The organism is Cobetia crustatorum, from assembly GCF_000591415.1.
Lineage (GTDB): Bacteria > Pseudomonadota > Gammaproteobacteria > Pseudomonadales > Halomonadaceae > Cobetia > Cobetia crustatorum.
This window is the reverse complement of record NZ_JEMF01000032.1, coordinates 1-25,050: the sequence shown is the minus strand read 5'-3', so window position 1 is coordinate 25,050 and position 25,050 is coordinate 1. Positions and strand designations below refer to the sequence as shown.

General features: G+C 55.1%; 23 protein-coding genes. 10 read left to right on the top strand and 13 right to left on the bottom strand.

Annotation, left to right across the window (positions count from 1 at the left end):
* Positions 1–3 precede the first annotated feature (3 nt).
* Both BF12_RS0108255 and BF12_RS0108250 read left to right on the top strand, forming a co-directional pair.
* A complete protein-coding gene (locus tag BF12_RS0108255) occupies positions 4–339 on the top strand; it encodes a zinc ribbon domain-containing protein YjdM (RefSeq protein ID WP_024951866.1) in 336 nt (111 codons plus the stop codon).
* A gap of 137 nt (positions 340–476) precedes the next feature.
* Positions 477–1,265: an SDR family oxidoreductase gene (locus tag BF12_RS0108250; RefSeq protein WP_035159605.1), complete on the top strand. Its 789-nt coding sequence runs from the start codon at positions 477–479 to the stop codon at positions 1,263–1,265.
* Positions 1,266–1,291: 26 nt separating this feature from the next.
* On the opposite strand, the gene trxC is transcribed toward BF12_RS0108250, so the two are convergent.
* The 3 genes from trxC to BF12_RS0108230 form a co-directional block, all read right to left on the bottom strand.
* A complete protein-coding gene (gene trxC / locus BF12_RS0108245; RefSeq protein ID WP_024951864.1) occupies positions 1,292–1,729 on the bottom strand; it encodes a thioredoxin TrxC in 438 nt (145 codons plus the stop codon).
* 252 nt (positions 1,730–1,981) lie between these two features.
* The gene (locus BF12_RS0108235) at positions 1,982–3,061 is read right to left on the bottom strand and encodes a YeiH family protein (protein ID WP_024951863.1); all 1,080 of its coding nucleotides are present in this window, start codon (positions 3,059–3,061) and stop codon (positions 1,982–1,984) included.
* Between the two features lie 25 nt (positions 3,062–3,086).
* Complete coding sequence (locus BF12_RS0108230; RefSeq protein ID WP_024951862.1) at positions 3,087–4,769, bottom strand: GMC family oxidoreductase; 1,683 nt, start codon at positions 4,767–4,769, stop codon at positions 3,087–3,089.
* Positions 4,770–5,070: 301 nt separating this feature from the next.
* Between BF12_RS0108230 and BF12_RS0108225 the strand changes: the two genes are divergently transcribed.
* From BF12_RS0108225 to BF12_RS0108210, 4 genes are all read left to right on the top strand, one after another.
* Positions 5,071–6,297: a TRAP transporter substrate-binding protein gene (locus tag BF12_RS0108225; protein WP_024951861.1), complete on the top strand. Its 1,227-nt coding sequence runs from the start codon at positions 5,071–5,073 to the stop codon at positions 6,295–6,297.
* Positions 6,297–6,878 carry a TRAP transporter small permease gene (locus BF12_RS0108220; protein WP_024951860.1) on the top strand — a complete coding sequence of 194 codons (582 nt, stop codon included), beginning with the start codon at positions 6,297–6,299 and terminating at the stop codon, positions 6,876–6,878. Before BF12_RS0108225 ends, BF12_RS0108220 begins: the two co-directional genes overlap by 1 nt.
* A gap of 10 nt (positions 6,879–6,888) precedes the next feature.
* Positions 6,889–8,166, top strand: coding sequence for a TRAP transporter large permease (locus tag BF12_RS0108215; protein WP_024951859.1), 1,278 nt, complete (start codon positions 6,889–6,891; stop codon positions 8,164–8,166).
* A 221-nt stretch (positions 8,167–8,387) separates the two neighbouring features.
* Positions 8,388–9,146, top strand: a complete 759-nt coding sequence (locus BF12_RS0108210; RefSeq protein ID WP_024951858.1) for an IclR family transcriptional regulator — start codon at positions 8,388–8,390, stop codon at positions 9,144–9,146.
* Between the two features lie 130 nt (positions 9,147–9,276).
* Here the strand turns inward: BF12_RS0108210 and BF12_RS0108205 are convergent, their stop codons facing one another.
* From BF12_RS0108205 to BF12_RS0108190, 4 genes are all read right to left on the bottom strand, one after another.
* Positions 9,277–9,753 carry a universal stress protein gene (locus BF12_RS0108205; protein ID WP_024951857.1) on the bottom strand — a complete coding sequence of 159 codons (477 nt, stop codon included), beginning with the start codon at positions 9,751–9,753 and terminating at the stop codon, positions 9,277–9,279.
* Between the two features lie 22 nt (positions 9,754–9,775).
* Complete coding sequence (locus BF12_RS0108200; protein ID WP_211242411.1) at positions 9,776–11,119, bottom strand: TRAP transporter large permease; 1,344 nt, start codon at positions 11,117–11,119, stop codon at positions 9,776–9,778.
* On the bottom strand, positions 11,116–11,697 hold the full coding sequence (locus BF12_RS0108195) for a TRAP transporter small permease (protein WP_035159603.1): 582 nt from the start codon (positions 11,695–11,697) through the stop codon (positions 11,116–11,118). Before BF12_RS0108195 ends, BF12_RS0108200 begins: the two co-directional genes overlap by 4 nt.
* Before the next feature lie 121 nt (positions 11,698–11,818).
* Complete coding sequence (locus BF12_RS0108190; protein WP_248623646.1) at positions 11,819–12,892, bottom strand: TRAP transporter substrate-binding protein; 1,074 nt, start codon at positions 12,890–12,892, stop codon at positions 11,819–11,821.
* Between the two features lie 399 nt (positions 12,893–13,291).
* Here BF12_RS0108190 and pdxR point away from each other — a divergent pair, with 399 nt between their 5' ends.
* Positions 13,292–14,794 (top strand): MocR-like pyridoxine biosynthesis transcription factor PdxR, encoded by a 1,503-nt coding sequence (gene pdxR, locus BF12_RS0108185; protein WP_024951853.1) that lies wholly within the window; start codon positions 13,292–13,294, stop codon positions 14,792–14,794.
* Between the two features lie 151 nt (positions 14,795–14,945).
* Here the strand turns inward: pdxR and BF12_RS0108180 are convergent, their stop codons facing one another.
* From BF12_RS0108180 to thiO, 3 genes are all read right to left on the bottom strand, one after another.
* Entirely contained in the window at positions 14,946–16,409 is a 1,464-nt protein-coding gene (locus BF12_RS0108180; protein ID WP_024951852.1) for an NAD(P)/FAD-dependent oxidoreductase, read from the bottom strand.
* Between the two features lie 103 nt (positions 16,410–16,512).
* The gene (locus BF12_RS19290; protein ID WP_035159601.1) at positions 16,513–16,896 is read right to left on the bottom strand and encodes a nuclear transport factor 2 family protein; all 384 of its coding nucleotides are present in this window, start codon (positions 16,894–16,896) and stop codon (positions 16,513–16,515) included.
* A gap of 60 nt (positions 16,897–16,956) precedes the next feature.
* Positions 16,957–18,270 (bottom strand): glycine oxidase ThiO, encoded by a 1,314-nt coding sequence (gene thiO / locus BF12_RS0108170; protein ID WP_024951851.1) that lies wholly within the window; start codon positions 18,268–18,270, stop codon positions 16,957–16,959.
* Between the two features lie 171 nt (positions 18,271–18,441).
* Between thiO and BF12_RS19285 the strand changes: the two genes are divergently transcribed.
* The 3 genes from BF12_RS19285 to BF12_RS0108160 are packed head-to-tail and all read left to right on the top strand — an operon-like array spanning position 18,442 to position 21,289.
* On the top strand, positions 18,442–19,296 hold the full coding sequence (locus BF12_RS19285) for an AAA family ATPase (RefSeq protein ID WP_248623645.1): 855 nt from the start codon (positions 18,442–18,444) through the stop codon (positions 19,294–19,296).
* Positions 19,296–19,472 carry a hypothetical protein gene (locus BF12_RS22755; RefSeq protein WP_248623644.1) on the top strand — a complete coding sequence of 59 codons (177 nt, stop codon included), beginning with the start codon at positions 19,296–19,298 and terminating at the stop codon, positions 19,470–19,472. The genes BF12_RS19285 and BF12_RS22755 overlap by 1 nt, the downstream gene beginning before the upstream one ends.
* A 59-nt stretch (positions 19,473–19,531) precedes the next feature.
* On the top strand, positions 19,532–21,289 hold the full coding sequence (locus tag BF12_RS0108160; protein ID WP_024951850.1) for a cobaltochelatase CobT-related protein: 1,758 nt from the start codon (positions 19,532–19,534) through the stop codon (positions 21,287–21,289).
* Between the two features lie 27 nt (positions 21,290–21,316).
* On the opposite strand, the gene BF12_RS22340 is transcribed toward BF12_RS0108160, so the two are convergent.
* From BF12_RS22340 to BF12_RS19275, 3 genes are read right to left on the bottom strand one after another with little or no spacing between them, the layout of a single operon-like run.
* Complete coding sequence (locus BF12_RS22340) at positions 21,317–22,384, bottom strand: 3'-5' exonuclease (protein WP_211242410.1); 1,068 nt, start codon at positions 22,382–22,384, stop codon at positions 21,317–21,319.
* Complete coding sequence (locus BF12_RS22335) at positions 22,371–23,102, bottom strand: UvrD-helicase domain-containing protein (RefSeq protein ID WP_211242409.1); 732 nt, start codon at positions 23,100–23,102, stop codon at positions 22,371–22,373. Before BF12_RS22335 ends, BF12_RS22340 begins: the two co-directional genes overlap by 14 nt.
* Entirely contained in the window at positions 23,102–24,991 is a 1,890-nt protein-coding gene (locus tag BF12_RS19275) for an ATP-dependent nuclease (protein ID WP_051510844.1), read from the bottom strand. The genes BF12_RS22335 and BF12_RS19275 overlap by 1 nt, the downstream gene beginning before the upstream one ends.
* Positions 24,992–25,050 lie beyond the last annotated feature (59 nt).

The following is a 25,050-nucleotide window of genomic DNA, read 5'->3' as shown; positions in this document are numbered from 1 at the left end:
GTCATGAGCGCCCTCCCCCATTGCCCGGCCTGCAATTCCGAATTCACCTACGACGACGGCATGCAGTTCGTCTGCCCTGAGTGTGCCCACGAGTGGTCAAAGGAAGCCGTTGCCGAAGAGACGGGTCCGGTGTTCCGTGATGCCAATGGCAATGAGCTGGTCGATGGCGATACCGTCACCGTGATCAAGGATTTGAAGATCAAGGGCACCTCTTCCGTCGTCAAGGTTGGCACCAAGGTCAAGAACATCCGTCTGATCGAAGGGGATCACGATATCGACTGCAAGGTCGATGGCGTTGGCCCGATGAAGCTCAAGTCCATCTTCGTCAAGAAGGTCTGATTCGTCGCGAATTCACCTCTCAGCAGTACACTGAAAAGCGCCCCACCGGACATTGCCCGGCGGGGCGCTTTTCATTCTGACAGTTCCTGAACACACTCAGTCCAGACTTCACCTGAAACACGCACAAGGGCTCCCGCATGACACTCACGCACTCCCCTCGGAAAGTGGCCTACATCACCGGCGGCGCACAAGGCATCGGGCGCGGCATCAGCGACCACCTACTCGCCAACGGCTGGCAAGTGATGGTGGTGGATATCGACCATGAGGCTGGCGAGCAATACCTCGCCGATCAATGCAAAGCGCAGCAAGAAGACAGCAACACACGCCTGAGCTTTCAGACTGTCGATGTGTGCGATGAATCCGCCGTCGCGGCCAGTATCGCGCAGACGGTTGAGGTATTTGGCCGACTGGACGCCGTGATCAACAATGCCGCGATCGCCAATCCCTTTCAGGGCGCACTGGAAAGCCTGTCGCTCGACAGCTGGCACCGCGTGCTGGATACCAGCCTGACCAGCAGCTTTCTGACCGCCAAGCATGCGGCGCGTCATCTGCGCGAGCATGGCGGCAGCATCATCAACATGGCCTCCAGCCGCGCACTGCAATCAGAACCAGACAGCGAAGCCTACGCCGCCAGCAAAGGTGGCATCGTCGCCCTCACCCACGCCATGGCCATGAGCCTGGGGCCCGAGATTCGCGTCAATGCCGTCAGTCCCGGCTGGATTGACGTCTCAGACTGGCAGAAGACGGCACAGCCAGAGACGCTGAGCGCGCAGGACCACGCCCAGCATCCGGTGGGTCGTGTCGGTCATGTCGAGGACATCGCTTCGCTGGTCGCCTTCCTGATCTCGGACAAGGCCGGCTTCATCACTGGCCAGAATCACGTCGTCGATGGCGGCATGACACGCAAGATGATCTACCAGGAGTAATCAGGCCACTGCGAGGTGAGGTCTCCTCAGACAGTGTGCGGTGCCAGCCACTGCTTGAGCTGCCCTGCCTGCATCACGCCGGCCTGACGTGCTAACTCCTGCCCCTTCTTCATCACCATCAGCGTCGGAATGCTACGGATGCCGAAACGACCCGCCAACGCCTGTTGGGCTTCGGTATCGATCTTGGCGAAGCGCATCCGGGTGCCCATTTCAGCGGCGACGCCATTGAAGATCGGTCCCATCGTCTTGCACGGACCACACCAGCTGGCCCAGAAGTCGATCACGATCGGCAGCTCGCTGCGCACGACCAGTGCCTCGTAATTGGCACTGGTCAGCTCCAGCGGCGCCTCAGGCAACATGGCACTGCTGCATTTCCCGCAACTGGGGTTGTCATTCAAACGCTCGGTGGCCACGCGATTGAGGGCAAGACACTGCGGGCAAGCCAGCACAAGAGATTCGGACATCATCGGACTCCAGGAGAAGAATAGGCACTGAGCGCTCCACTGATGGCACAGAGCGCCCCACTGAGAGAGCCACCCCGACCACGCGTCAGGCGCAGGTTGAAGGTGATCATACGACTCGTGAGCCAGGAAGCAATTGACGCGGTGCATCGGGGTGATCAGCTCTCTATATGAGTACTTGCTGCGCCGCCTGTAGTCCCAATGAGACGAGCCCTGCCAATGATGGCAGGGCTCGTCTTGGCAACATCAAGGGGATCAGATGCTCGCCAGTCCGAACTTGATGCACAGCGTGACCAGCACCAGCAGGAAGACGGTCTCGAGCACCATCAGGATGACGGGCTTCCAGCCCACCACTGCCAGCTTCTGAAACGACGTCTTGACGCCCAGCGCCGCAATGGCCGCGACCAGACACCAACGTGACATGTCAGTGAAGCCATCCACCACGACAGACGGCACCCAGCCGAGACTGTTGATCAATACCAGCACCACGAAGGCAATCAGGAAGGTGGGGAACATCGGCACCTTGCCACCTTCATCACCATTGGCCTGACGCGCATTGCGGAACAGCAGCATGAAGACCATCACCGCTGGCACTAGCATCGCCACGCGCAGTAGCTTCACGAAGGTGGAGACATCGCCGGTGTGCTCGGAAATGATATAGCCCGCCCCGACTACCTGCGCCACATCATGAATGGTGCCGCCGAGAAAGATACCGGCTTCGGCATCGTCCAGCCCCAGCACTCTCACGATCAGCGGATAGGTGATCATCGCGATGGTCGACAGTGTCGTTACACCGACCACCGTCATGATGGTGTGACGCTCACTGGTGGCGTTGCGCGGCATCACCGCCGACAGCGCCAGTGCCGCAGAAGCGCCACAGATCGCGACCGAACCGCCCGTCAGCAGGCCCATCTCACGGTCCAGCCCCATCAGTCGCGCCAGCAGTGCCCCGAACATGATGGTGGCGACCACGCCAAGAATGACCGTGATGACGGGGCCCACACCGAGACTCGCCACCTGCTCAAGCGTGATGCGGACGCCCAATAGCGCCACGCCGATGCGCAGCACCGTCTTGGAGGCAAATTCGATGCCGGCGCGACATGGCCCGTCTTCGGATAGAAAGTGCAGCGACATGCCAAACAGCAGCGCATACAGCAGCGTGGGGCCGCCGTAGTGATCAGCAATGAAAGTGGTGGCAAGCGCAATGATGATGCAGATCAGCAAGCCGGGCATGACGGCCCGCACGCACGCTTCCAGCTTGCGCAGAGGCGCTGACGATGTGTCGGTCACCGTCGGCTTGTCGAGCAATGAAGATGAATTATCGTTATTGGCCACGCTAACACCTCATAAAAACCTGAATTCAGGAAGCAATGAACGCCTGATAGCGGCGCTGAATCGCGTTAGCTGGCTTTGGCCATCTCGAGCTGGGCAGCTTGATCATGTCCGAGGCTTTCTCGGCGATCATGATGGTGGGCGCATTGGTATTGCCGGAGACGATGACCGGCATGATCGAGGCATCAACCACCCGCAGCCCTCTCAGTCCGTGCACGCGCAGTTCATCATCGACCACCGCCAGCGCATCATTGCCCATCTTGCAGGTGCCCGCCGGGTGATAGATGGTCTGGCTGAACTGGCGCGCGGCTTCCAACAGCTCTTCATCGCTCTGGTACTGGGCTCCAGGGACATACTCTTCACTGATGACCGCCGCCAGCGGCGCTGCCTGAGCGATACGACGTGCCACCTTGACGGCATCTACCACGACACGGCGGTCTTCCTCAGCGCTGAGGTAATTGGGCTGAATGGAGGGATACACGCTGGCATCGGCGCTGGTGATGCGCACATAACCACGGCTATGGGGACGCAGCTGGCACACCGAAGAGGTAAAGGCAGAGAAGGGATGCACGCCATCTGCCGGCTTGTCGGCACTCAATGGCTGCATGTGGAACTGGATATCCGGGCGTGTCAGTCCTTCACGTGACTGGGTAAAGGCACACACCTGACTGGCCGCCAACGTCAGCGGCCCCGTACGCGTGAAGAGGTACTGGGTGCCGACCGCCAGCTTCTTTAGCGGACTTCTCACCTCATCATTCAGCGTGCGGCATTGGGTCTTGAAGACCAGTCGCACCTGAAGGTGGTCTTGCAGATTCTCGCCAACCCCCGGCAACTCATGCAGACATTCGACCCCGACACTGGCCAGGTGCCTTGGATCACCGATGCCGGAGCACTGCAGAATCTGCGGGCTGCCAATGGCGCCACTGGAGAGCACGACTTCACGCTGTGCCAGTGCGCGTGACACCTTGCCTTTCACTTCATACTCCACGCCGATGACATGCTTGCCCTCAAGCAGCACGCGTCGGCAATGGGCATGCTTGGCCAGCGTCAGGTTGCCGCGCGTCAGCGCTGGACGCAAAAACGCCTTGGCGGTGCTGCAACGCAGGCCCCTATGGGTCGTCTGCTGGAAATAGCCCACTCCCTCCTGACGCTCACCATTGACATCTTTATTGAGCGGAATACCCGTCTGAATGGCCGCCTCGATGAATCGTTCGGCGATCTCACGCTTGAGACGCAAATCCGATACATGCAGCGGCCCATCAGTGCCATGCCATTTATCGGCACCACGCGCCTGACATTCCGACTTGCGAAAATACGGCAGCACCGACTTGAAATCCCAACCCTGATTACCTGCCGCCGCCCAGTCATCGTAATCCTCGTGCTGACCGCGAATGTACAACAGGCCATTGAGTGAACTGGAACCACCCAAGACCTTGCCGCGCGGCCATTGCAGGCGACGGCCATTGATTCCCGAATCAGGATCAGTGAGATAGCACCAGTCCGTCGCCGGATTGTGCATGGTCTTGAAATAGCCGACTGGCACATGAATCCATGGATTCCAGTCTGAACCACCCGCTTCAAGCAATAACACCTTGATTGACGGGTCTTCCGTAAGGCGATTGGCGACCACGCAGCCGGCAGAACCTGCACCGATCACGATGTAGTCGTAGGTGGTTGTGACGTCTTCGTTGGCATAACGTATTGTTTTCATTATTTTCTCAACCATATTGAGACATTTTGTCTCGTAATAATGGTATCGAAAACAAAATTCGTCAAATACGAAACGTACTGTCTCGATAATTTTGCCAAATCAAGATAACTGCCCTACATTGAGATTTGTCTCGTTGCTAAAGCGCGATGTACGGCTAGAGAGTTAGTCAAAAGTACACATGCATAGCACAGCTCGAAAACGCCAAGAAAATGCTGAGACAACGCCCGTGACGTGACGCCACGGAGCATCAGCAAGACCTGCATCCCACCACAAAAGCAAACACAACACCGGGAGCACTACCATGCCTACGCCACTCAGCAAGCTGTCTCGCCGTGACTTTCTCAATATCTCTGGACGCTTCGGACTAACCTCGACCCTCTTGGCCGCATCAGGTCTCGGAGTGGGTCTGACCGCCTCCACACTGGCTCGCGCCGCAGATGAGCAGCAGCAGAAACGCTACAAGACCGCGCCCAAATTCCAGCTGCGCTTCGGTGCTTCAGGCTTCAACGAGCGCAACCTCGATATTCAGAAGTCTGGTCAGCTGTTCTTCGCGCGTGATCTGGAAGAGCGCACCAATGGCGCCATCCGTGTCGAATTCATGGGCAGCAACGAAGTCTGTAATCAGCTCGATTGCGTAGGCAAGACACAGCAAGGCATCGTCGATATCTATTCAGCCTCGACCCAGAATTCCTCCGGCAGTGCGCCCTATCTGAATGTGCTCGATTTCGCGTACATGTTCCCGACCGTCGCCTCCATGTTCCACTTCTTCTATCACAAGAAAAGTGAGCAACTGCTACGCCAACCGCTGCGCGAGCGCCATAACCTGCAATTCCTGTTCACCCACTGTGATCTACGCGGCATCATGCTCGGCTTGAAGTGGCAAGACCGCCCGCTCGTCACCAGCATCGATCAGCTCAAAGGCACCAAGAACCGTGTGACCGGCACCCAGATGGGCCGTATCGCCATGGAGCAACTGGGCCTGAATCCGGTACCGGTCGCATGGGAAGAGACGTTGGATGGTCTGCGTCAGGGCCTGCTAGATGGCGCCGAAACCTGGATGAGCGCCGTGGCCTATGCCGGCATGGCACCGGTGGTGTCACAGGCTGTCGATTTGCGCTTCTTCGCGGGGACTGAGCACACCGGCATGAACCTGGACAAGTTCAATAGCCTGGGGGCAGAGCTGCAGGACCAGGTGATGGAATCCGCCTACTGTGCGCAGATCTTCACTCAAGGCATGAACGAGGCAGGTCGCTTTGAAATCGTCGGCGCCACCGAGCATCCTGCGGCTGGCACCGTGTTTGCCGAGAACAATGTACGTGTGGCGCCGCTTTCCGATGCTGAACGTGCACGCGCCGAACAGATGTGCGCGCCAGAATTCAATCCTGAACCGTGGGAGCAGTGGCGTGAACGCCTCAATGGCTGGTCGGGTGGGCTCGACATCTATAAAGAGATTCACAGCGTCGCGCGTGAAATCCCCCGCGACATGGCCGCCGTCAACGTCAAGCCGCAGCGCTGGTGGAGGGGGTAATGGGCGATACCACCATATTCAGCCGTCCCTCGACCAAGCCCTCCCTCAAGAAGGCTGCCCCCTGGGCACGTCCCTTCCTGTGGCTGGATGCCCATCTGGAACAGGTCATCATCCTGGTCGCCTATTCCGGCATGGCCGGCATCATCTTCGTCGAAGTCATTCGCCGCTTCTTCTTCGGCCTGCAGGCTCCCTGGAGCACCAGCATTCCCGTACTGCTGTTCCTGTGGCTGACCTGGTTCGGCGCCTCACTCAACGTCAAGAAGCGCACACACCTGAGTCTCAACGAGATCCGCATGAAGCTGCCGCGCGGCGGCCAGTTCGCCTGCCTAATTCTTGATGCCGTGCTGTGGATTGGCTTCGGCATGATGGTGATCTACTTCACCACCACTCAGGTCGAGCTGGCCTACAACAACTACGCGATCGTGCCAGGCACCGATAACGTCATGCAGTGGTGGTTCTACCTCGCCACGCCACTGGCCTGGATTCTGATCATCTATCGCGTGCTGCAAAACCTCTACGCCGACTGGTTGACGTATCGCCGTGGCGAGTCCTTCAACCTCCAACCGTCCATCATGGATTAAGGAGATCATCATGGCTGACAGTATCTGGATCTCCCTCATCACGGCAGGCGTGACGGCCTTCTTCCTGCTGGGCGTGCCTATCTTCCTCGTCATTGGCTTGTGGGTCGTTGGCGTCAGTCTTGTCATCGACTTCACCTTGGCCAACGTCGGCGTCACTCTCTTCCAGGGACTAAGCTTCTTCGGCTTGCTGGCCCTGCCACTGTTCATCCTCACCGGCGATTTGATCAACGCCGCAGGGATTGCCAAACGACTCTCCGACTTTTCCTACTCCACACTGAGCTGGATACGCGGTGGCATGGGCATGTCGACACTGGGGGCCTGTGGCCTATTCGCGGCGATTTCCGGCTCCAATGCCGGCACCACCGCCACCATCGGCTCGATCATGCAGCCGGAGATGGTCAAGAACGGTTATGACGAGCGCTTCGCGGCGGCGACGGCAGCTTCCGGCGGCACGGTGGGCATCATCATCCCGCCCAGTATCATCTTCATCGTCTATGGCTTCATGATGAACCTGTCGATCAGTGACCTGTTCATCGCTGGCATGCTGCCAGGTGCCATGATGGTGATCGCGATGATGGTGGCCTGCTATCTGGTGGCGCGTAAAAATGGCTGGGGGCAGGTTCAGCCCTTCAAGATGGGCGTCAGTGCCACGCTGGCACGCAAGGCTTATCTGGGCTTTGCCACCATTGGCGTGGTCATCTATGGCATCTATTCCGGCAAGTTCTCACCGACGGAAGCCGCCGCCATCACGGTCGGTTTCACCATGATCGCCGGGCTTTTGATCACGCGGGAAATCAGCCTGAAGAAACTGCCCACCATCATGCTTCGCTCGGGTCAGATTGCAGGAATGCTGGCACCGCTGATCGCCATTTCCGTCGTCATGCAGCAACTGCTATCAGTACTCGGTGCAGGTCAGGCACTCAGTGAACTGCTCAGCGGAATCGACAACTACTATCTGACGCTAGGCACCTGCATGCTGATCATCCTGCTGGCAGGTATGATCCTTGAGAGCCTGCCGGTAACGATCATTCTTGCGCCCATTCTTGCGCCTATCGCACAACAGGCAGGCGTTGACCCAATCCACTTCTCGGTCATCTTCCTGGTCGGTGCGGCGATTGGTTTCGTCACACCGCCCTTCGGACTGAACCTGTATGTTGCCAGTAGCATCACCGGCATCTCCTACGTGCGACTGGTGAAGTATGTCATTCCCTACTTCATCGCCCTGATGGCCTGTTGGCTGGCTATCTGCCTCATTCCATCCCTTTCCCTGTTCCTCGTAAACCTGTAACACTAGCGTTATCGACAGCCCCGCAAGGGGCTGTTTGCGTCCCCTCAGCAGCTTGCGTCTCGCCATTCTTGCGAGAACGATGAAAGAGGGAACGTCACCGAATTTGGCTACCCGGGCACTGATGCGTGACCTGGATGAACGACACTGATGAATCGATGCACTCAATGCCGCCCGATACCTGACGGCCTTGGATGTCCCGACAGGCAGGAAGAGGACACTTGATGAGCAAAGACACTCCCACGAATTCGACGCTCTTCCGTGCACTTGGCTTGCTGGAAGAGGTGGTCACGACTCCACACATGATCACCGCTGCTGATCTCGAGAAGCGTTTCGACATCCCCAAACCGACCATCCATCGTCTGCTCAAGCAGCTGGAAGAACAGCAGTTGATCAGTCGCGACCTGGACGGTCGTCACCTGCTGCCCGGTCAGCGTTTCCGGCGCATGTCGTTGGGTGCACTGGCCAACGAAGGCCTCAAGGCTCCGCGTCGCGTATTGCTGGAGCGACTGGCGAAGGAAGTCGGCGAGACCTGCAACCTGACCCTGCTCGATGGCCACGAAGTGATGTATTACGACCGCGTCGAGACCAACTGGCCGGTACGTATCCAGCTGGCACCCGGCTCGCATCTGCCATTGCACTGCACCGCCAGCGGCAAGCTGTTTCTGGCGCTGATGCCGTTGCATCGCCGCCGCGCGCTGCTGGCAAGCCTGGCACTTGAAACGCATACCCCGTGCACGCTGACTTCTCAGACAGCACTGGAAGGTGCGCTCGGTGTCATCGCGCGCAATCAGCTCAGTACCGATGACGAGGAATTCATTCAGGGCATGGTGGCTATCGCCGTGCCAGTGTTTGATGAAGTCGGCCAGATTCAGGCTACCCTCGCCATTCACGCCCCGCGCCTGCGCCACTCCATCGAATCACTGCTGGAATGGGCACCCTTGATGCGCCAGATCGCTTCGGAGCTGGAAGGCACGCTTTAACGCCTCGTAGTGACAATATTCCGGACTCACTGCCGCTTGAGAACAGCGCTTGATAGAAGACGAAAAGCCCGCCTCAGCAGAAATACATCTCTGCTGAGGCGGGCTTTTTTGGGCTCAACCAAGTCTGATATCAGGGCGTGGGTACCACCACTACTGGAATGCTGGAACGCTTGATCACGCCCTTGGTGACCTTGCCCGCGTAGGACGCCACGAAGCCACGCTTGTTGGTCGCCATGATGATCATGTCGCAATCATGGCGGGTGGCGTAACGGATGATTTCCGAGGCCGGATAGCCTTCCACTACGTTCAATCCGGCAATGGCAGGACGTGGATCACCGTTATCATGTGTCTTCCAGAAGGTGTCCATCATGGACTCCAGATTGACCTTCGCCTGATCAATCCGCTGCTGTATCAATCCTTCCAGGGTCGGTTTGTGTCGGATATTGACCTTCAAGGTATTCATCACATCATCTGATAGCGACTTGACCGCGTGCAGCACATGCAGTTCTGCCCCTGTCGCACCCGCCAGCCAGACGGAACGTGCCAGTACCCGTTCGCAGTCACCGCGCAAGCCCACACAACACAGAATTCGTCTGACTTCCGGCATGGTCTTCTCCTCGAGCGTGTCGTCAGTAACCCATCAATCTGGGTAGCCACAGCGAGATTTCTGGCACGTAGGCAATCAGGAAGATAGCCGCGACCGAACCTGCTGCAAAGGGTAATGCCTTGACAGAAATCTCTTCGATGGAAGCCCCGCCAATTCCCGAAGCCACGAAAAGGTTCTCCCCCAATGGCGGCGTCTGGAAGCCAATCGCCAGCGCACATACGATGACAATACCCACATGCACGGGGTCCATCCCCAGCATATACATGATCGGCAACAGCACTGGTGTCAGAATCATTATCGCGGCCAGCGTCTCCATGAACATACCGACGAACAGCAGGAAGACGATGATCATCGCCCAGATAAGATAGAGGTTATCCGTCATCGCCAACATGCTTTCCGCGATATGCGCTGGCACGCGCTGCTCTACCAACAAGCGCCCGAATACTGTGGCAGTAAATAAAATCAGTAGTACGCGCCCAGTAATCCAGGTGGTGGTTTCCAGTGTGCGCAGCGTCGGCTTCCACTTGAGTTCCTTGTGCAGAAATATCCCGACGATCAATGTATAGACGATAGCGACGATGGCAGATTCCGTTGGGGTGAACAGGCCACTGTAGATCCCGCCCAGAATGATAAAGGGAGCCAACATCGACCAGACACCCTTCTTCAAGGTGGCGCGAATATGCGTCCATGACCAGCTATTGGTCAGCCCGCGATAACCACGTTTCTTCGAGATGACATAGTTGATCAACAGCAGGAAGCTGGCGATCACGATGCCCGGCATGACACCTGCAATGAACAACTTGGGAATCGAGAGAGTCTGGAAGTCACCGTACATGGCCACGGCTTCAGGGGGTGGCTGAAGCCCCATGCCCGAAATGCCGAAGATCACCATGGGGATCGATGGCGGAATCACCACACCCAGACCACCAGAGGAGGCCGTGATGGCCGAGGCATAACCACGATCATAACCACGGTTGGCCATGGCCGGGATCATCAGCATTCCCACGGCTGCCGTGGTAGCAGGACCGGAGCCTGAGATAGCCCCGAAGAACATGCAGGCAAAGACGGTCGCGGCAGCCAGTCCGCCAGTTACGGGGCCAGCAAAAGCTTCTGCAATATCGACCAGTCGTCGTGAAATCCCAGCGGCTTCCATCAACGCCCCCGCCAGAATGAAGGCCGGCAATGCCATCAGCGGAAAGGATCCCACCGAGGTAAAGGCGATCTGCACGAAGGCCATCGGATTTTCATCGATGCTCAGATAGGTCGCCAGTGCTGCCACCCCCAGAGACACCGTGATAGGCGCCCCCATGACCAACAACAGGAAAAATACGCCAAACAGGATATAGATGATGGTGGAGTCAATCATGGTGTCCCGCTCCCGCGCTTTTCGTCATCATTGACGGATGATCCTGCCTGCTTCAGCTCCTGCATGGCCTGGGAATCCGGGTCCACGATATCTTTCTTACGCACGAACTTGAGGTAGTTGTTTTGCAGAATACGTACCGACATGGCGGTAAAGGCCAGCGGAAGAATCAGGTAGAAATACTTCATCGGTACGCCCAAGGTCTGTGACTTCCAGAACAGATTCATCTTGTTGAAGACAAAATCGTAGCTGTAATAGATAAAGACGGCATTGAACGCAATCCAGATGATATCCGTCAGGACACCACATGATGTTTCCACCCAGCGTGGCAAGAACCTGAATTGGAATGTCACTCGGTTATGCGCCGACATGCGCGTGGCATATACCGCGCCTAGATAGGCGAACCAGATAAAGGCATAGGTGGCCAGTTCGTCTCCCCAGGGAATTGAATAACTGAAAATATTGCGCAGCATGATTTGCAAAAAAAGGATAATGACAAATAGCACCAGCAAGCACTGGCACATATAGTTTTCAACATTATCCAGAAACTTCCCCACTCCCTTCATGGATAACCCTTTCATGGACACGTCTCTCCTGACATCAACACGATTACCGAATCAGCACCCCGCCTTCCCTGCCCATTACATCAACAGGCAGGGAAGGTCGAGCGGGCATGAGAAGCCTCAGTAGATCAGTGCTGACTCAAGGTGCAGACGCTGGATCACGTCCCAGCACCTCGAGCACTTCGACCAGCTTGTCGCGACCGCCAATGCTGTCGTAGAAGTCCGGCCAGATACTGGAGGCCTGAGCGATCCACTCTTTCTCGTCATTGGCAGGTTCAGTGATGGTCATGCCGTGGTCTTCCACCAGCGACTTCTTGATGGAATCTTCGGTGGCCAGCAGATAGTCATAGCTATGTGCGGTAGCCTCTTTGGCGGCGTCCAACACCAGCGTTTGATTGGCTTCACTCAGGTCCTGGAAGGCGCCTTCACCCATGATCAGCGGTTCCAGCGAGAAGACGTAACAGCTATCGGTCACGTGATTCTGTACTTCATAGAACTTCATCGCATCGATGGTGATGTAGGGATTGTCCTGACCATCCACGACACCCTGCTGCAGGGCGGTAAAGGTTTCGGACCAGGCAAGCGGGTTGGGATTGATGCCCCAGGCCTGATAAGAGGAAATCATGATTTCGTTCTTGGGCACGCGAATGACCATGCCTTTCAGGTCTTCCGGCGAGGCCACCGGCCCCTTGGAATTGGTCAGACGACGACAGCCGGAATAGGCCCAGCCCAGTATGCGAATACCGGCATCCCGTAGGGTATTGTCGCGCAGTTCATCACCAATCTTGCCGTGGGTAAGCGTCTTGGCATCTTGTGGGCCATGAATCACATACGGCAACGTCAGCACCCCAACGCTTGGCGAAAAAGGCGTCAGGTTATTGATGGCCACCACTGACAGGTCAACAAGCCCCATGTTGGCGTTGTTGACGGTGTCCTGCTCACTGCCCAGCTGGCCATTGGGAAACATCTCTACCTTGATGTCACCTGCGGATTTCTCTTCCACCAGACGGGCAAAGGTCTGGCCCAGTTCGTACTGGGTGCCGCCGGCTGCATCGCCCAGCGCCATCTTCCAGGTGGCTGCCGAGGCATGAGACACGAGGCCAAGACTGGTCGCCGCCATCGCGATCGCCAGCGAGCACTTGAGCCCTGAGCGATTGAAACCTGAGTGCTTGAGTCCTGAATGTGCCAGCCCTGAATGCTTGAAGTCGATCATCGTGGTGTCCCGTGATTATTGTTGTAGCGGGCTTCTGACGATTGCGCGTGGAGTGCTTCTACGCCATCTCAGAAGAGGGGTCGAGTCGCGCTGTACTTGCGTTTTGCTTGCCTAGTCACTTTCTGCCCCTGTGTCAGCCATCGATAGAACCAGTCAGATGTCATCGATAGGTCCAGCTGAGCACGTCACTTGCCCTCCTCCTCGCGGTCTGCCTCAATGCAGGCATACTCTGCTTGAGTCGTCATATGCAGCCCGGGATAGCTAGCGCCAGAAAGAGCGCGTATTTCAGGCACATGAAGGCTTCAGGTATAACAATGCATTAAATACAAAAACATAACGCAGACATCCCCACCGGGAGCTGTCGTCACATATCTGCCGTTATATCCATCGAGAACATGCATGAGTCATCCGCTGTTTCACCTTGATTCCCGCCGCAAGGAAAGCCTGCAGTTCCAGATTCGCGAGCAAATATCACAGGCCATTCTGGCAGGCCATCTACCACACGACGTGGCGCTGCCTTCCAGTCGCAAGCTAGCGAAAGAGCTGAATGTGGCGCGCAATACCGTGATGCTCGCCTATGAACAGTTACTGGAAGACGGCTTTCTGATCGCCCGCGAACGTAGTGGCTATTTCATCAATCCCGAGATTCTCAAGGGCCGTGCCGACACGCCGGTACGTTTGAATGATATTGATGCCGATCGTCTCGATTGGGATGAACGGCTCGCGCTCAAGCCGTCTCGCCAGCGCGCCATCGACAAGCCGGGTGACTGGCATCAGTACGACTATCCCTTCCTTTATGGTCAGCTTGATCCGGAATTCTTCCCCACTCAGCACTGGCGCGAGTGCAGCCGCGATTCGATGAGCGTGCCGTCTATTCGCAGCTGGTCGGTAGACCACCTCAATAATGATGACCCGCTGCTGGTGGAGCAGATTCACCAGCGCCTGCTGCCTCGGCGTGGCGTGTGGGCCAGTCCTGAAGAGATCCTGATCACGGTCGGCGCTCAGCAGGCGCTGTGGATCAGCTGCATGTTGCTTCTCAAGCAGGGGCAGCGATTCGCGATGGAGAATCCCGGCTACGTCGACATGCATAACATCGCGCGCACCTTCACCGACAACATCCAGTTGATGCCAGTGGACGAGCAAGGCATGCAGCCCGATGCGTCGCTCAAGGACTGCCGGCTGGTCTATGTCACACCAAGTCATCAATCACCGACCAGTGTCACCCTGCCACTGGAGCGTCGCCGCCAGTTGCTGGACATGGCCGAGACAGACAACTTCCTGATCATCGAGGACGACTACGAGAGCGAGAGCAACTATGCCGATAATCCGACGCCTGCACTCAAGAGTCTTGATCGCCATCAGCGCGTCATCTATGTCGGCAGCCTCTCCAAGACCCTCGCCCCCGGCCTGCGACTGGGCTACATGGTCGCGCACCCCACGCTGATTCGAGAGGCGCGCGCCCTGCGCCGCCTGATGCTGCGCCATCCGCCGACCAACAATCAGCGTGCCGTGGGACTCTTCATCGCGCGGGGCTATCACGACAGCCTGCTCAGTCAGATGCACCAGGTGATGCAGCGCCGCTTTCTGATCATGCGCGAGGCCATCCTGCGCTATCTGCCCATGATGAGCACACCCTCGACCTACGGCGGTTCCTGCTTCTGGATGTACGGCCCTGACACCCTGGATGCAGAGATGCTAGCGAGCCTTGCGCGTGAACAGAGCATTCTGATCGAGGTGGGGGATCTGCACTTCTTCTGTGGCCGCGACGCGCATCGTCACTACTTCCGTCTCGGATTTTCAGCGCTGCCGGAATCACGTATCGAGGCTGGCATCATGAAACTGGCGGAGCTGGTTCCGCTGGCCATTCGCCAGCATGAAATCAGCTTAGGCAACGAAGTATAATCTATATAAATTATCTTTTAGATAATAATAACGCTCCTGCATCTGCCATTTATCGTTGGCAGATACAGGAGCGTTTGCATCGCGACGAAGCGATAGTCGTGACAGAGCAATCGTCGTCACGGAGCAATGGCGGGTGTCTTCCTTCGCCTTGTTACTTCGCCTCATCCTTCATCGCATACCAGCGGTACAGACAACGCTGCCCAGTCCGCCGGAACGGCGCGAAGATGGGTGACTCGATCTTCTCCAGCACATTGGGATACGGCAGGCGCGACTGGAAGATAGGCAACACCAGGTCCGCCGCATCCTTGGCGATCCACTGCGCCAGACGCTTGCCCGCCTGGGCGGAATACATCACGCCATTACCGCCATAACCCATCGCGTAGTAGATGCTCTGCTTGGGGTCTGGCTGATGGATACGCGGCATCATGTCGTGACTGACATCGACCCAGCCCCACCAGGAATAATCGACCTCGATACCGGTCAACGCCGGAAACTTGCGATGCAAGTCCGCGATCAGCTGGTTTTCGTATTGCGCCTTGGGGGCATCCTTGCCGGCCACGGCACTGCGACTGCCGATCTGCACGCGATTGTCTGGCAGCAGCCGATAGTAGTGGCGCAGCACACGGGTATCGGTCAGTACCTGAGTGGTGTGGAAGCGGGTTGCCTCTATCTCCTGCGGCGTCAGCGGACGTGTCACCAGCGAGTTGGACAGCACCGGCATCAGACGATTGCGCAACTCCGAATGCATCTTGCCGGAGGTATAGCCGCCAGTCGCCATGCCGACCGAACGCGCCTTGACCACGCCCCCTGGCGTCTTCAGATAATGCACGCCATTGCGGGTCTCCCAGCTTTCCACCGGGCTGGCAGGATGAATCTTCACCCCCAGACGCCGTGCCTTGCGCAGATAGCCGAAGGCCAACTTGCCGGGATGCACGCCGATGCCTTCCGGCTCGTGCAGCGCGCCGCAGGCCTCTTCATCACCGACCCATTCATTGCGCACCGTCGCGCCATCGAGAATGCGTGCATCGTAGTTGAAGGTCTCGCGCAGCAGGCGCGCTTCCTTCTCCAGCCCCGGCATCATGCGATCACGGTGCGCGATGTAGAGATGCCCTCCCGGCTGCGGATCACACTCGATATCCTTGATCAGCGCCTTGAAGTTCTCCATGCCCTCGACACATTCGCGGTGCAGGCCAAGCGCCGTCTGCAGGCCATAGCGCTCTATCCACTGCGAACGCTTGAGCCGCCCGGAAGCACACTGCGCCTGGCCGCCATTGCGCGTCGAGCAGCCCCAACTGACACGATTGGCTTCGAGAATGGTCGCCTTGATGCCGTACTTCTCGGCCAGCACGATGGCGGTGGTCAGGCCGGTAAAGCCCGAGCCGACGATCACCACGTCCGCATCGATATCGCCCATCACCGGGCCATCATCTTCCGGCGGCTCACCAGCAGTCGCCACCCAATAGGTCGGCGCATATTCACGGCCACGGCCAGGTGTTGCACTGACCAGCGGATCATAGGCCGGATCATACGGCTGGGACGGTGGTGTCGCCTGTTGCTGGCCAGACTCAGTACCTGCCGCGGTTGGCCGGGCGCCGTGTTGCACGAAAGCTTCCATCTCGAACACCTCCTCTCACCCCCAAGGCACAGGTTGCGCCGTAACACCTCGGGGGCAAAGACAGCTTCAGAAACGTCTTTCCTCATCAACTCGCCAGTGGCGCTCAGACGTTGACGGGCGGACGGTTCTTGCGGAAGGCATTCTTGATCGCGATCTTGCCATCACGCAGCGTGAAGGCATCGATCATGCGCGCTTCGCTGCGCGCACCATCGGCGGTGGTGCCGGTGTAGGTGCTGATGACGAAGCCACGCTCGCCATCGGCGAAGATTTCCGCGTCGATCCACTGGGCATCCGGAGCATTCTTCCAGGCAGCGGAGAGTCCGGCGCGCACTTCATCCTGCCCGGCAAAGGTCTTGCCCTGCAGCTCGGCACCGCCGACGGCGAGGAATTCGCAGTCATCGGTCATCATTGCCAGACAGTCGTCGATGTCGTGACGGTTGAGGGCATCACAGAAGGCAGTCAGCAGTTCAATGGTGGCTTGGCTCATGGGTCGGGCTCCGCGGATGGATATTGTTGTTGGTCGTCTCGGTGTTGATCGTGCCGGGCTTCAGCAATCGCTGCGCCATGTCCCGAGACTACGCCCACACCCGCGCCACCCTTTAGCACCAGTTGGCAGCCGCCTATTGGGCCAGTTGATCCTATTGCTAGCTGACCCTGTTGTTAGCTGACCCTGTTGCCAGTCGACCTCATCAACATCTGAGCCCGTGGCGCTCTCCCTGCCGTCAACCGGCGAGCGCCGCCTTCCTCTCCACGCCCGGCGGCGTAAAGGCGTCAGCGACATGAAGCTCTCACGGCCCAGCAGGAGGTCACTGAGCAGACGGGTGGCGGCGGGCGCCAGCACCAGGCCATTGCGGTAGTGGCCCGCATTCACGTAGAGGCCGTGAAGCCCCGGCACCGCGCCGATGAAGGGCGTGCCGTCCGGTGTGCCTGGGCGCAGGCCTGCCCAGTGATGCTCCGGCGCCAGCTCGCTGAGTGCTGGCAGAATGCTCGCGGCGCTGGCATGTAACGACTCGCGCGCCTCCGCAGTAGTGCTCTTGTCGAAGTCTTTATGCTCCAGCGTCGAGCCGATCAGAATCCGCCCATCGCCACGCGGAATCAGATAGCGGCCATCACAGAGCACCACGCGGGACAACAGCGGGTCTTCCACGCGGCAAAGCCCCGCCGCCACCGGATTGAACACCATCATCTGGCCCTTCACCGGACGTACCGGCAGCAGTACGCCGGCCTCGGCGAGCAGCTTGCCGCTCCAGGCACCGCCGCAGACCACGACTTGCCCTGCCTTGATGACGCCCTGGGCTGTCAGTGTACCTGCAACGCGCTGATCATCGCCGATCATCAGCCGCTGCACGTCACAGCCTTCGCGCACCTCGACACGCGGGTGCTGCATCAAGCAGGCACGCAGCGCCTGCCCGAGACGCGGATTGCGAATGCTGCCCAGTGTCGGCATCCACAGCGCCTCGTGGTGACCCGTCGCCAGATGCGGCTCGCGTGCGTAGAGCGCCTCCTGCCCGATCACCTCCAACGGCTTGTGCTGAGTACGCGCCCAATCCAGCGCCAGTGCCTCGTCCTCCACCCGCAGGTAGATCAAGCCCTTCTGGCGATATTCAGGGTCAATCCCTGTCGCCTCGATGAGCGCCTCGGCTAGGCGCGGATATTCACCTTCTGACCAACGCGACAGCGATGAGATGGCGGTTGAGTAGCGCCACGGATACAGCGGCGAGACGATACCGCCGCCGGCCCACGACGCCTCGAGTCCGCACTGGCCACGCTCCAGCAGCGTCACGTGCTGACCAGCATCTGCCAGTTGCCACGCCATCATCATGCCAATCACACCGCCACCAATGATCAGGGTGTCACTCATCTGCCTTGCTCCTGCCAGGGAATGAATAAACACAAATCTCATATTTCGGTACAATTTGCATTGTTTTTAGAAACAAGGCTATATTCGGAGCCTTGCTGCTGCCCATGACACGGGGGCAACAGGGTCGATTCAATCGCCCCTCTTTTCAGAATGCCCGATGGAGATCACCACATGAGTGACGCCAGCCCGTTAGATTCTCGTCCGCTCGATCAAGACAGCGATCACGGCGCCCAGCCGCTGCCCGCCGGCCAGATGCAGCCGACCGAACTACGCGGCGTGCGTGAGCTGTTCAATATCTATAGTGATCTCAAGGTGCCGGTATTCCTCGAGCGCGATGCGCATGTGCCGGAAATCGATACGGCCTATCGCTTCAATCCCGATGTCACCCTCGCCATCCTCGCCGGCTTCACCAACAACCGCCGTGTGATGGTTCAGGGCCTGCACGGCACCGGCAAATCGACCCATATCGAGCAGATCGCCGCGCGTCTCAACTGGCCGTGTCTGCGCGTCAATCTCGATGGCCATGTCAGCCGGCTGGATCTGGTCGGCAAGGACGCCATCGTGATTCGCGACGGCGTGCAGGTCACCGAATTCCAGGAAGGCATCGTGCCGTGGTCACTGACCCGCCCCATCGCGCTGATCTTCGATGAGTACGATGCCGGCCGCCCGGACGTGATGTTCGTCATCCAGCGCATTCTGGAGCGCGATGGCCACTTCACGCTGCTGGATCAGAACCGCGTGATTCGCCCGCATCCGCAGTTCCGGCTGTTCGCCACCGCCAATACCGTGGGGCTGGGCAATCAGGATGGGCTCTATCACGGCACCCAGCTGCTCAACCATGCGCAGATCGACCGCTGGAACATCGTCGCCAAGCTGGATTACCTGCCGCGTGATGAGGAAGTGAAGATCGTGCTGGCACGCGTGCCGGCCAAGGACAACGAGCGTGGCCAGGCGCTGATTCGCGCGATGGTCGCGGTGGCGGATCTCACCCGCAAGGCTTCGCCAATGGCGATCTGTCGAGCCTGATGTCGCCGCGTACCGTGATCACCTGGGCGGAGAACTGCGAGATCTTCCGCAATCCGGCACTGGCCTTCCGTCTCTCCTATCTCAACAAGTGCGATGAGCATGAGCGCCCGCTGGTCGCCGAGTTCTATCAGCGCTGTTTCGCCAAGGAGCTTGAGGAATCCGCGGCGCTGATGTAAAGCGACCTGATGAGCGAGGAAGGAGTGGACACGACAACCACTGGCAAAGGGGCACAGGCATGAGTGCGGCCCAGCAGGTACGCCGTCGTCAGCAGTATCTCGAGGAACTTGCAGCGGCGAGCCTCGGGGCACTCAGCGGTCAGGCCGGCTGGGCCTATCGGGGGCGGCGCCTGAGTCGGCATGCTCAGCCACTGCCACTGCGCACGCCACATCTGCGCCTTGAAGAGGATGATTGCACGCTGGAGGACTATCGCGCCGTCAGTGATGCGATTGCGCTGCGCCTGACACACACCGATGAGGCGCTGCATCTGGCGGCGCGTCCGGGGCTGCCGGAAACCCGCTTGATCTACGACCTGCTGGAGCAGCTGCGCGTCGAGGCACTGGTCGACCCCGACATGCCCGGCGTACGGGAGAACCTTGCGCGGCACTTCACCAACTGGTGTCTGGCCTTTTATCACGCGGGCCTGACCGAGACGAGCAGCGGCATTCTCATCTATAGCGTCATCCAGTCGTGCTGGTCGCGCCTGATGGCCTGCGCGGTGATCCACGAGACGGAGGATTACATCGAGACGACGCGCGCCTCTTTCTATAAGCCGCTGGGTGCGGACATGGCGGGCTTGCGACGCACGCGTTTTGATCAGGCGGCCTATCAGCAACATGCGCTGAATATCAGCCTGTGGTTGGAGCAGGAGTTGGCCGAATCGCTGGAGGAGCAGGACGGCGAGGAGGATGACGGCTCCGATGCCAGCCAGCGCTTCGCGCTGTTTCTGGAAAACGAGGATGAGGAAGCGAGTCTGCTGGAAGAGCAGCAATCACCGTGGCTGGGCAATCGCCGTGATGCGCCTGAAGAGGTGCTGCCGTATCAGGTGTTCACCAGTGCCTATGACCGCGAGCTGGAACCGGCCAGGCGCATGCGCGCGGCCCTGCTCGATGAGTATCGTCAGGCGCTGGATACGCGCCTGGCGGAGCAGAAGATCAACGTGCGGCGCTTGGCACGTCAGCTGGCGCGGCATTTCAGTGCGCCACAGCGCGAGGGTTGGCACTTCGGAGAAGAAGAAGGAATCATTGATGGGCGTCGCCTGAGTCAGGTGATTTCCTCGCCTGCTGAACGGCGGGTCTTCCAGCGTGAGCGCTGGGTGCCCGAGGCCAGCGCGCAGGTCAGTTTCCTGATCGACTGCTCCGGTTCGATGAAGGTGCATGGCGAAGCGGTGGCGATGCTGATCGAGATACTCACCCGTGCGCTCGACATGGCCGGTGTGCCCACCGAAGTGCTCGGCTTCACCACTGGCGCCTGGAATGGCGGTCGCTCTCTGAAGGACTGGCGACGCGCCGGCAAGCCCGCGCGTCCGGGTCGCCTGAATGAAGTGCAATATCTGGTATTCAAACCCGCCTCACTAGCGTGGCGATGTGCGCGCCGCAACTTCGGCGCCCTGCTCAAGGCCGATCTCTACCGCGAAGGCGTGGATGGCGAAGCCGTGCAATGGGCCTGCTCACGCCTCGCCGACTGTGCCTCTGCGGGGACAACCGGCGCCCCTGCCGGCGAAGGCGCGCGCCGTCTGCTGGTCGTCATCTCAGATGGCAGCCCCTGTGACAGCGCCACCAACATGGCCAATGACGAGCACTACCTCGACAGCCACCTCAAGCAGGTTGTCGCGCAACAGACCCGATCCGGCCGCCAGGCCATTCTCGGCCTCGGCGTCGGGCTGGACCTCAGCGCCTACTACCCCCACCAGCTGATCATCGATCTCGAACGCACCCTCGACAACGCCCTCGCCGATGAAATCGTGTATCACATGGCGCTGGCGTGTCGGCATTAGGCTCGAGATAAAACATCACAATAATTATTAATTGTATTCATAATGAGTTTTCTTCAACACTTCTGTTGGAGAGTAAAATCCAAATTTTCTTTTACGTCCAGTCTCAGAATATAAATATAAATATTTGCGAGCGCGTGAACCTATAACATATAGCAATTTCTTTGAACTTAAATCTTTTTCCTTTTCAGTGAAATGAGGAACCATTCCATCTAATAAACCAAAGGCTATAACCACATCATACTCTCCACCTTTTACACCGTGGATTGTAGAAACATTAATGCCTTTATTGGCATCAAAAAAGCTTTTAAAGTATTCAATACTATCTGCACCCTCTATATTTTCTTTTTGCAACCGCTCTATACGTAACTTAGAGCTTTCGAAGAAATATTCGTTCTTGTGAAGAAGGTATTGGCACTCAGCTATATCGATATTGCAAGCACTTAGCGCTTTATCAAAGAAATCTTGCAGATATTCCAGTCCATTAGCATGCATTATATTTAGCGTATTACAACAACGCAAAAACTTTCTCTCGTTTATTTCATCTAAACATACACCACACTCGCTTAATTCCTCTAAGATTTCCTTAGCCCATCTCATTCTACGCATATACATTTGAGGTGAGGGATCAGTTAAGGCAATCCTTGACAATTTATACCAAAAATTTTCTACATCTCTGGCAATTGGAGACAAACCAGGTCCATTAAACTTATACATTGGCAATTTAGAAGCTAGCTTCCGTGTAATTGATGCTAGATAAAACCACTGTGGGGCAATGATACAGATTTGATCCGGTGAAATATTATGGTCGTCTACACTAGCAACAACTTTTGATGCTATTTCATCCACGATTCTTTCACTATTTATATCCTTGTTATATCGAACTACACTCGGATATTCCTTGTTATGCCCTTTAGGTATAATATTTGAGTCAAAAACTTTAAAGCATTGATAATAATCAATAATCTTAGAGGAAGACCTATAATTAAAGTTGAGTGTAAATTCTTCAATTTCCATATCCGTAATATGTCGTAATTCTTCAATGGTAATTGGGTACCCTCCCAAAGAACCATATATCGCCTGATTAGGGTCTCCCACTAAAAAAAAGTCGTGTTCTATCTTTAGCAGAGCTCAATATTGAAGCTAATATAGAGTATTGAACTTCCTTTGTATCTTGAAACTCATCTATTAAAATTATCTCAAATAGTGATGAAAGAAGACGAGGTATTTTAGGGTTACTCGCAATAAGATCATGTGATATTTTAAGCAGCAACTCAAAATCAATCAAATTACAAGATCTTAAATAATCAAAATAATTCTCTAGAACGATTGAGATATTGCCATGTTTATTTTCATCCTTACATGCTAGAATTATTTTTTTGCTTGTATAGTAATAATCACAATCAAAATTAGTTATTTTGGGTGATTTGAGTTCATTGCACAAACTCTTTAGCAGCTCCTCACGCTGATGCATATCAATAATATTGCAACCGCTACTTATTCTTTCATCATAAATACAATAAGGTTTAAGAATCCACTCCAAACAAAAAGCATGAATTGTACCAATCCATAACCTTGCTGTATTAATGCCTAAATCTTCAATACGTTCGCGAATTTCATCTGCGGCTCTATGAGTATAAGTTATAGCAACAACCTTTCTATTATTTATCGATGAGCAAGACAGCTCGTAAGCAATTTTGTATGTTAATGTTTTTGTTTTACCACTCCCTGGACATGCAACAAGAAAAATGTTCCTATTATCTTTTACTACTCTTGATTGATCTTCATTTAAATCTTCATCTGACCAAGTAAACATCAATTAATCTCCTCAAGAATTTCATTTATTTGGTCGTTTTTCAAATAAGAACTCATTAAACTCTTAAACTCCATTAAAGCTATATGTCTAGATTTGTAGCTTTCTATATAACTCATTGCTTCACAATACTTATCTACCTCAACAATTTGATCAGCATAAAGTTTTTTTAATCTGTAATTATAAATACTCGCGTACTGCTCAATTGTTAAGCTTTTCTGAGAAGCTAGAATAGCTTTCCAAATATACGCTGGAATTATAGTTCTATAATCAATTTTGCTTCCAAGCAAAATTGCAAACCAACCTTTACCTAAACTTTCTGCCATTGTTAATACTCTCTGCCCGTACAGTTCGATATTGCCTGAAGATAACTCCTGCTTAGATAAATCAATGGTTGACTGACTTGTATAAACATCTTCGATAATTTTATCAATATATCTATAATTACCAGATTTAATGAAATCAACTTCAAACGTATGTTCAGCATAAAATACTGACAACCAATTATTACCAGAAACAAAGCTATCTAAATCTTTTTGCCTGCTGGCCCCCTTAGACTGAGAACCTGCATATTTTGATTTTCTTTTTTCTAACGAGGACGTATCGGTTTCACTATATGTAGTATCAATAAAAGCAGCATCTAAATCTGTAATGATACTGCAATATTTTTTTATTCTGCAATCGTTAAATAGTATGGCAATATTTTTAAATCCTGTACTCCTAATATTTATCAAGCTTATCCCGAGCTCATCCAATGATAAGCCAGTCACCTGTTTAAACATTATAGGTATTAAAATCTCTTCTGCATCACCTTCAACAAGAATTGTGCTTTTTGCAAATAACAAGTTACTGCGCACAGCATCTAGATATCGTTGTAAGTTACGTATTTCACTAGCACTGAGATTATTTGCAGGCTGGTATACCTCACACCCATTACTCCCTTTAGTGATAATGTTGATATTTTTTATATTAGAAACTTCAGATAGATGTGTAGAATGTGTAGAATATATAATCTGAGTATTATGGTAACCAATGCGATCGAAAAGGGTTTTTTGGATATGTGTATGTATATGTGCTTCAGGTTCTTCAATAATTAAAAATTTGGCTATCGCATCTTCCTCTTTCTTATACTTAAACTCTAACAACTTAAGTGTTAGGAAGATTAAGTTGGCTCCGCCAAGGCTTAACTCACTAATGTTATCTTCGTAGTCGTCTTCTGATTCACCAACAAAGAGCTTTAGCGACTTAAATAACTTGTCAGCCTCTTCAGGTAAATCAGATTTAACAGATAGTGATCGAGGAGCATAAGTTTCTCCTGCAGCATCTTTTATAGTACTAAGTATGTCAGACCTTACTGATTGCACCTCATCCAGCGATTCAATAGATTCATTTAGCTCAAGTACTTTATCAACTATAGGTTGCATGGTTACTTCTGAAATATCACCGCTTTTCACCTTTAAAAGTGCTAACAATGGGTTAGTCCTATTGTTTCTGAATTCAGAAACCACATCCCTGAGTGCTTGTATGTATGTGAAAGATATATCTTTCGAAAGGGATAGATAACGAGGTAATTTAACACCAGCTAATGAAGTATTAACAACCCCATTGAACTTACAATTATTAAAGTCTCCAACAACCATCATGTAATTAACTGGGATTGTGAAGTCAATCGAACTTCTCCCTGTGTATTCTGTCTCATAATCTTCTATTGTTATACTTTCCCGTATTCTTTCAAGTTCTTCAAAATCCCCATCCTCAATTTTTGCTAACTTCTGTCTTATTGATGCTTTAGGCCTAAAGACCAGATTATATACGGCAGTGCCAGAGTCATCCTGGTCAATGACTTCCGCAGAGTGATTAAATAGAGCCTGAATAGGCTCATCATTGGACAACTCACTAAATTCCGCACTAATGATAATCCAATGACCTCTCCAAGTCCCCTAATCCACGA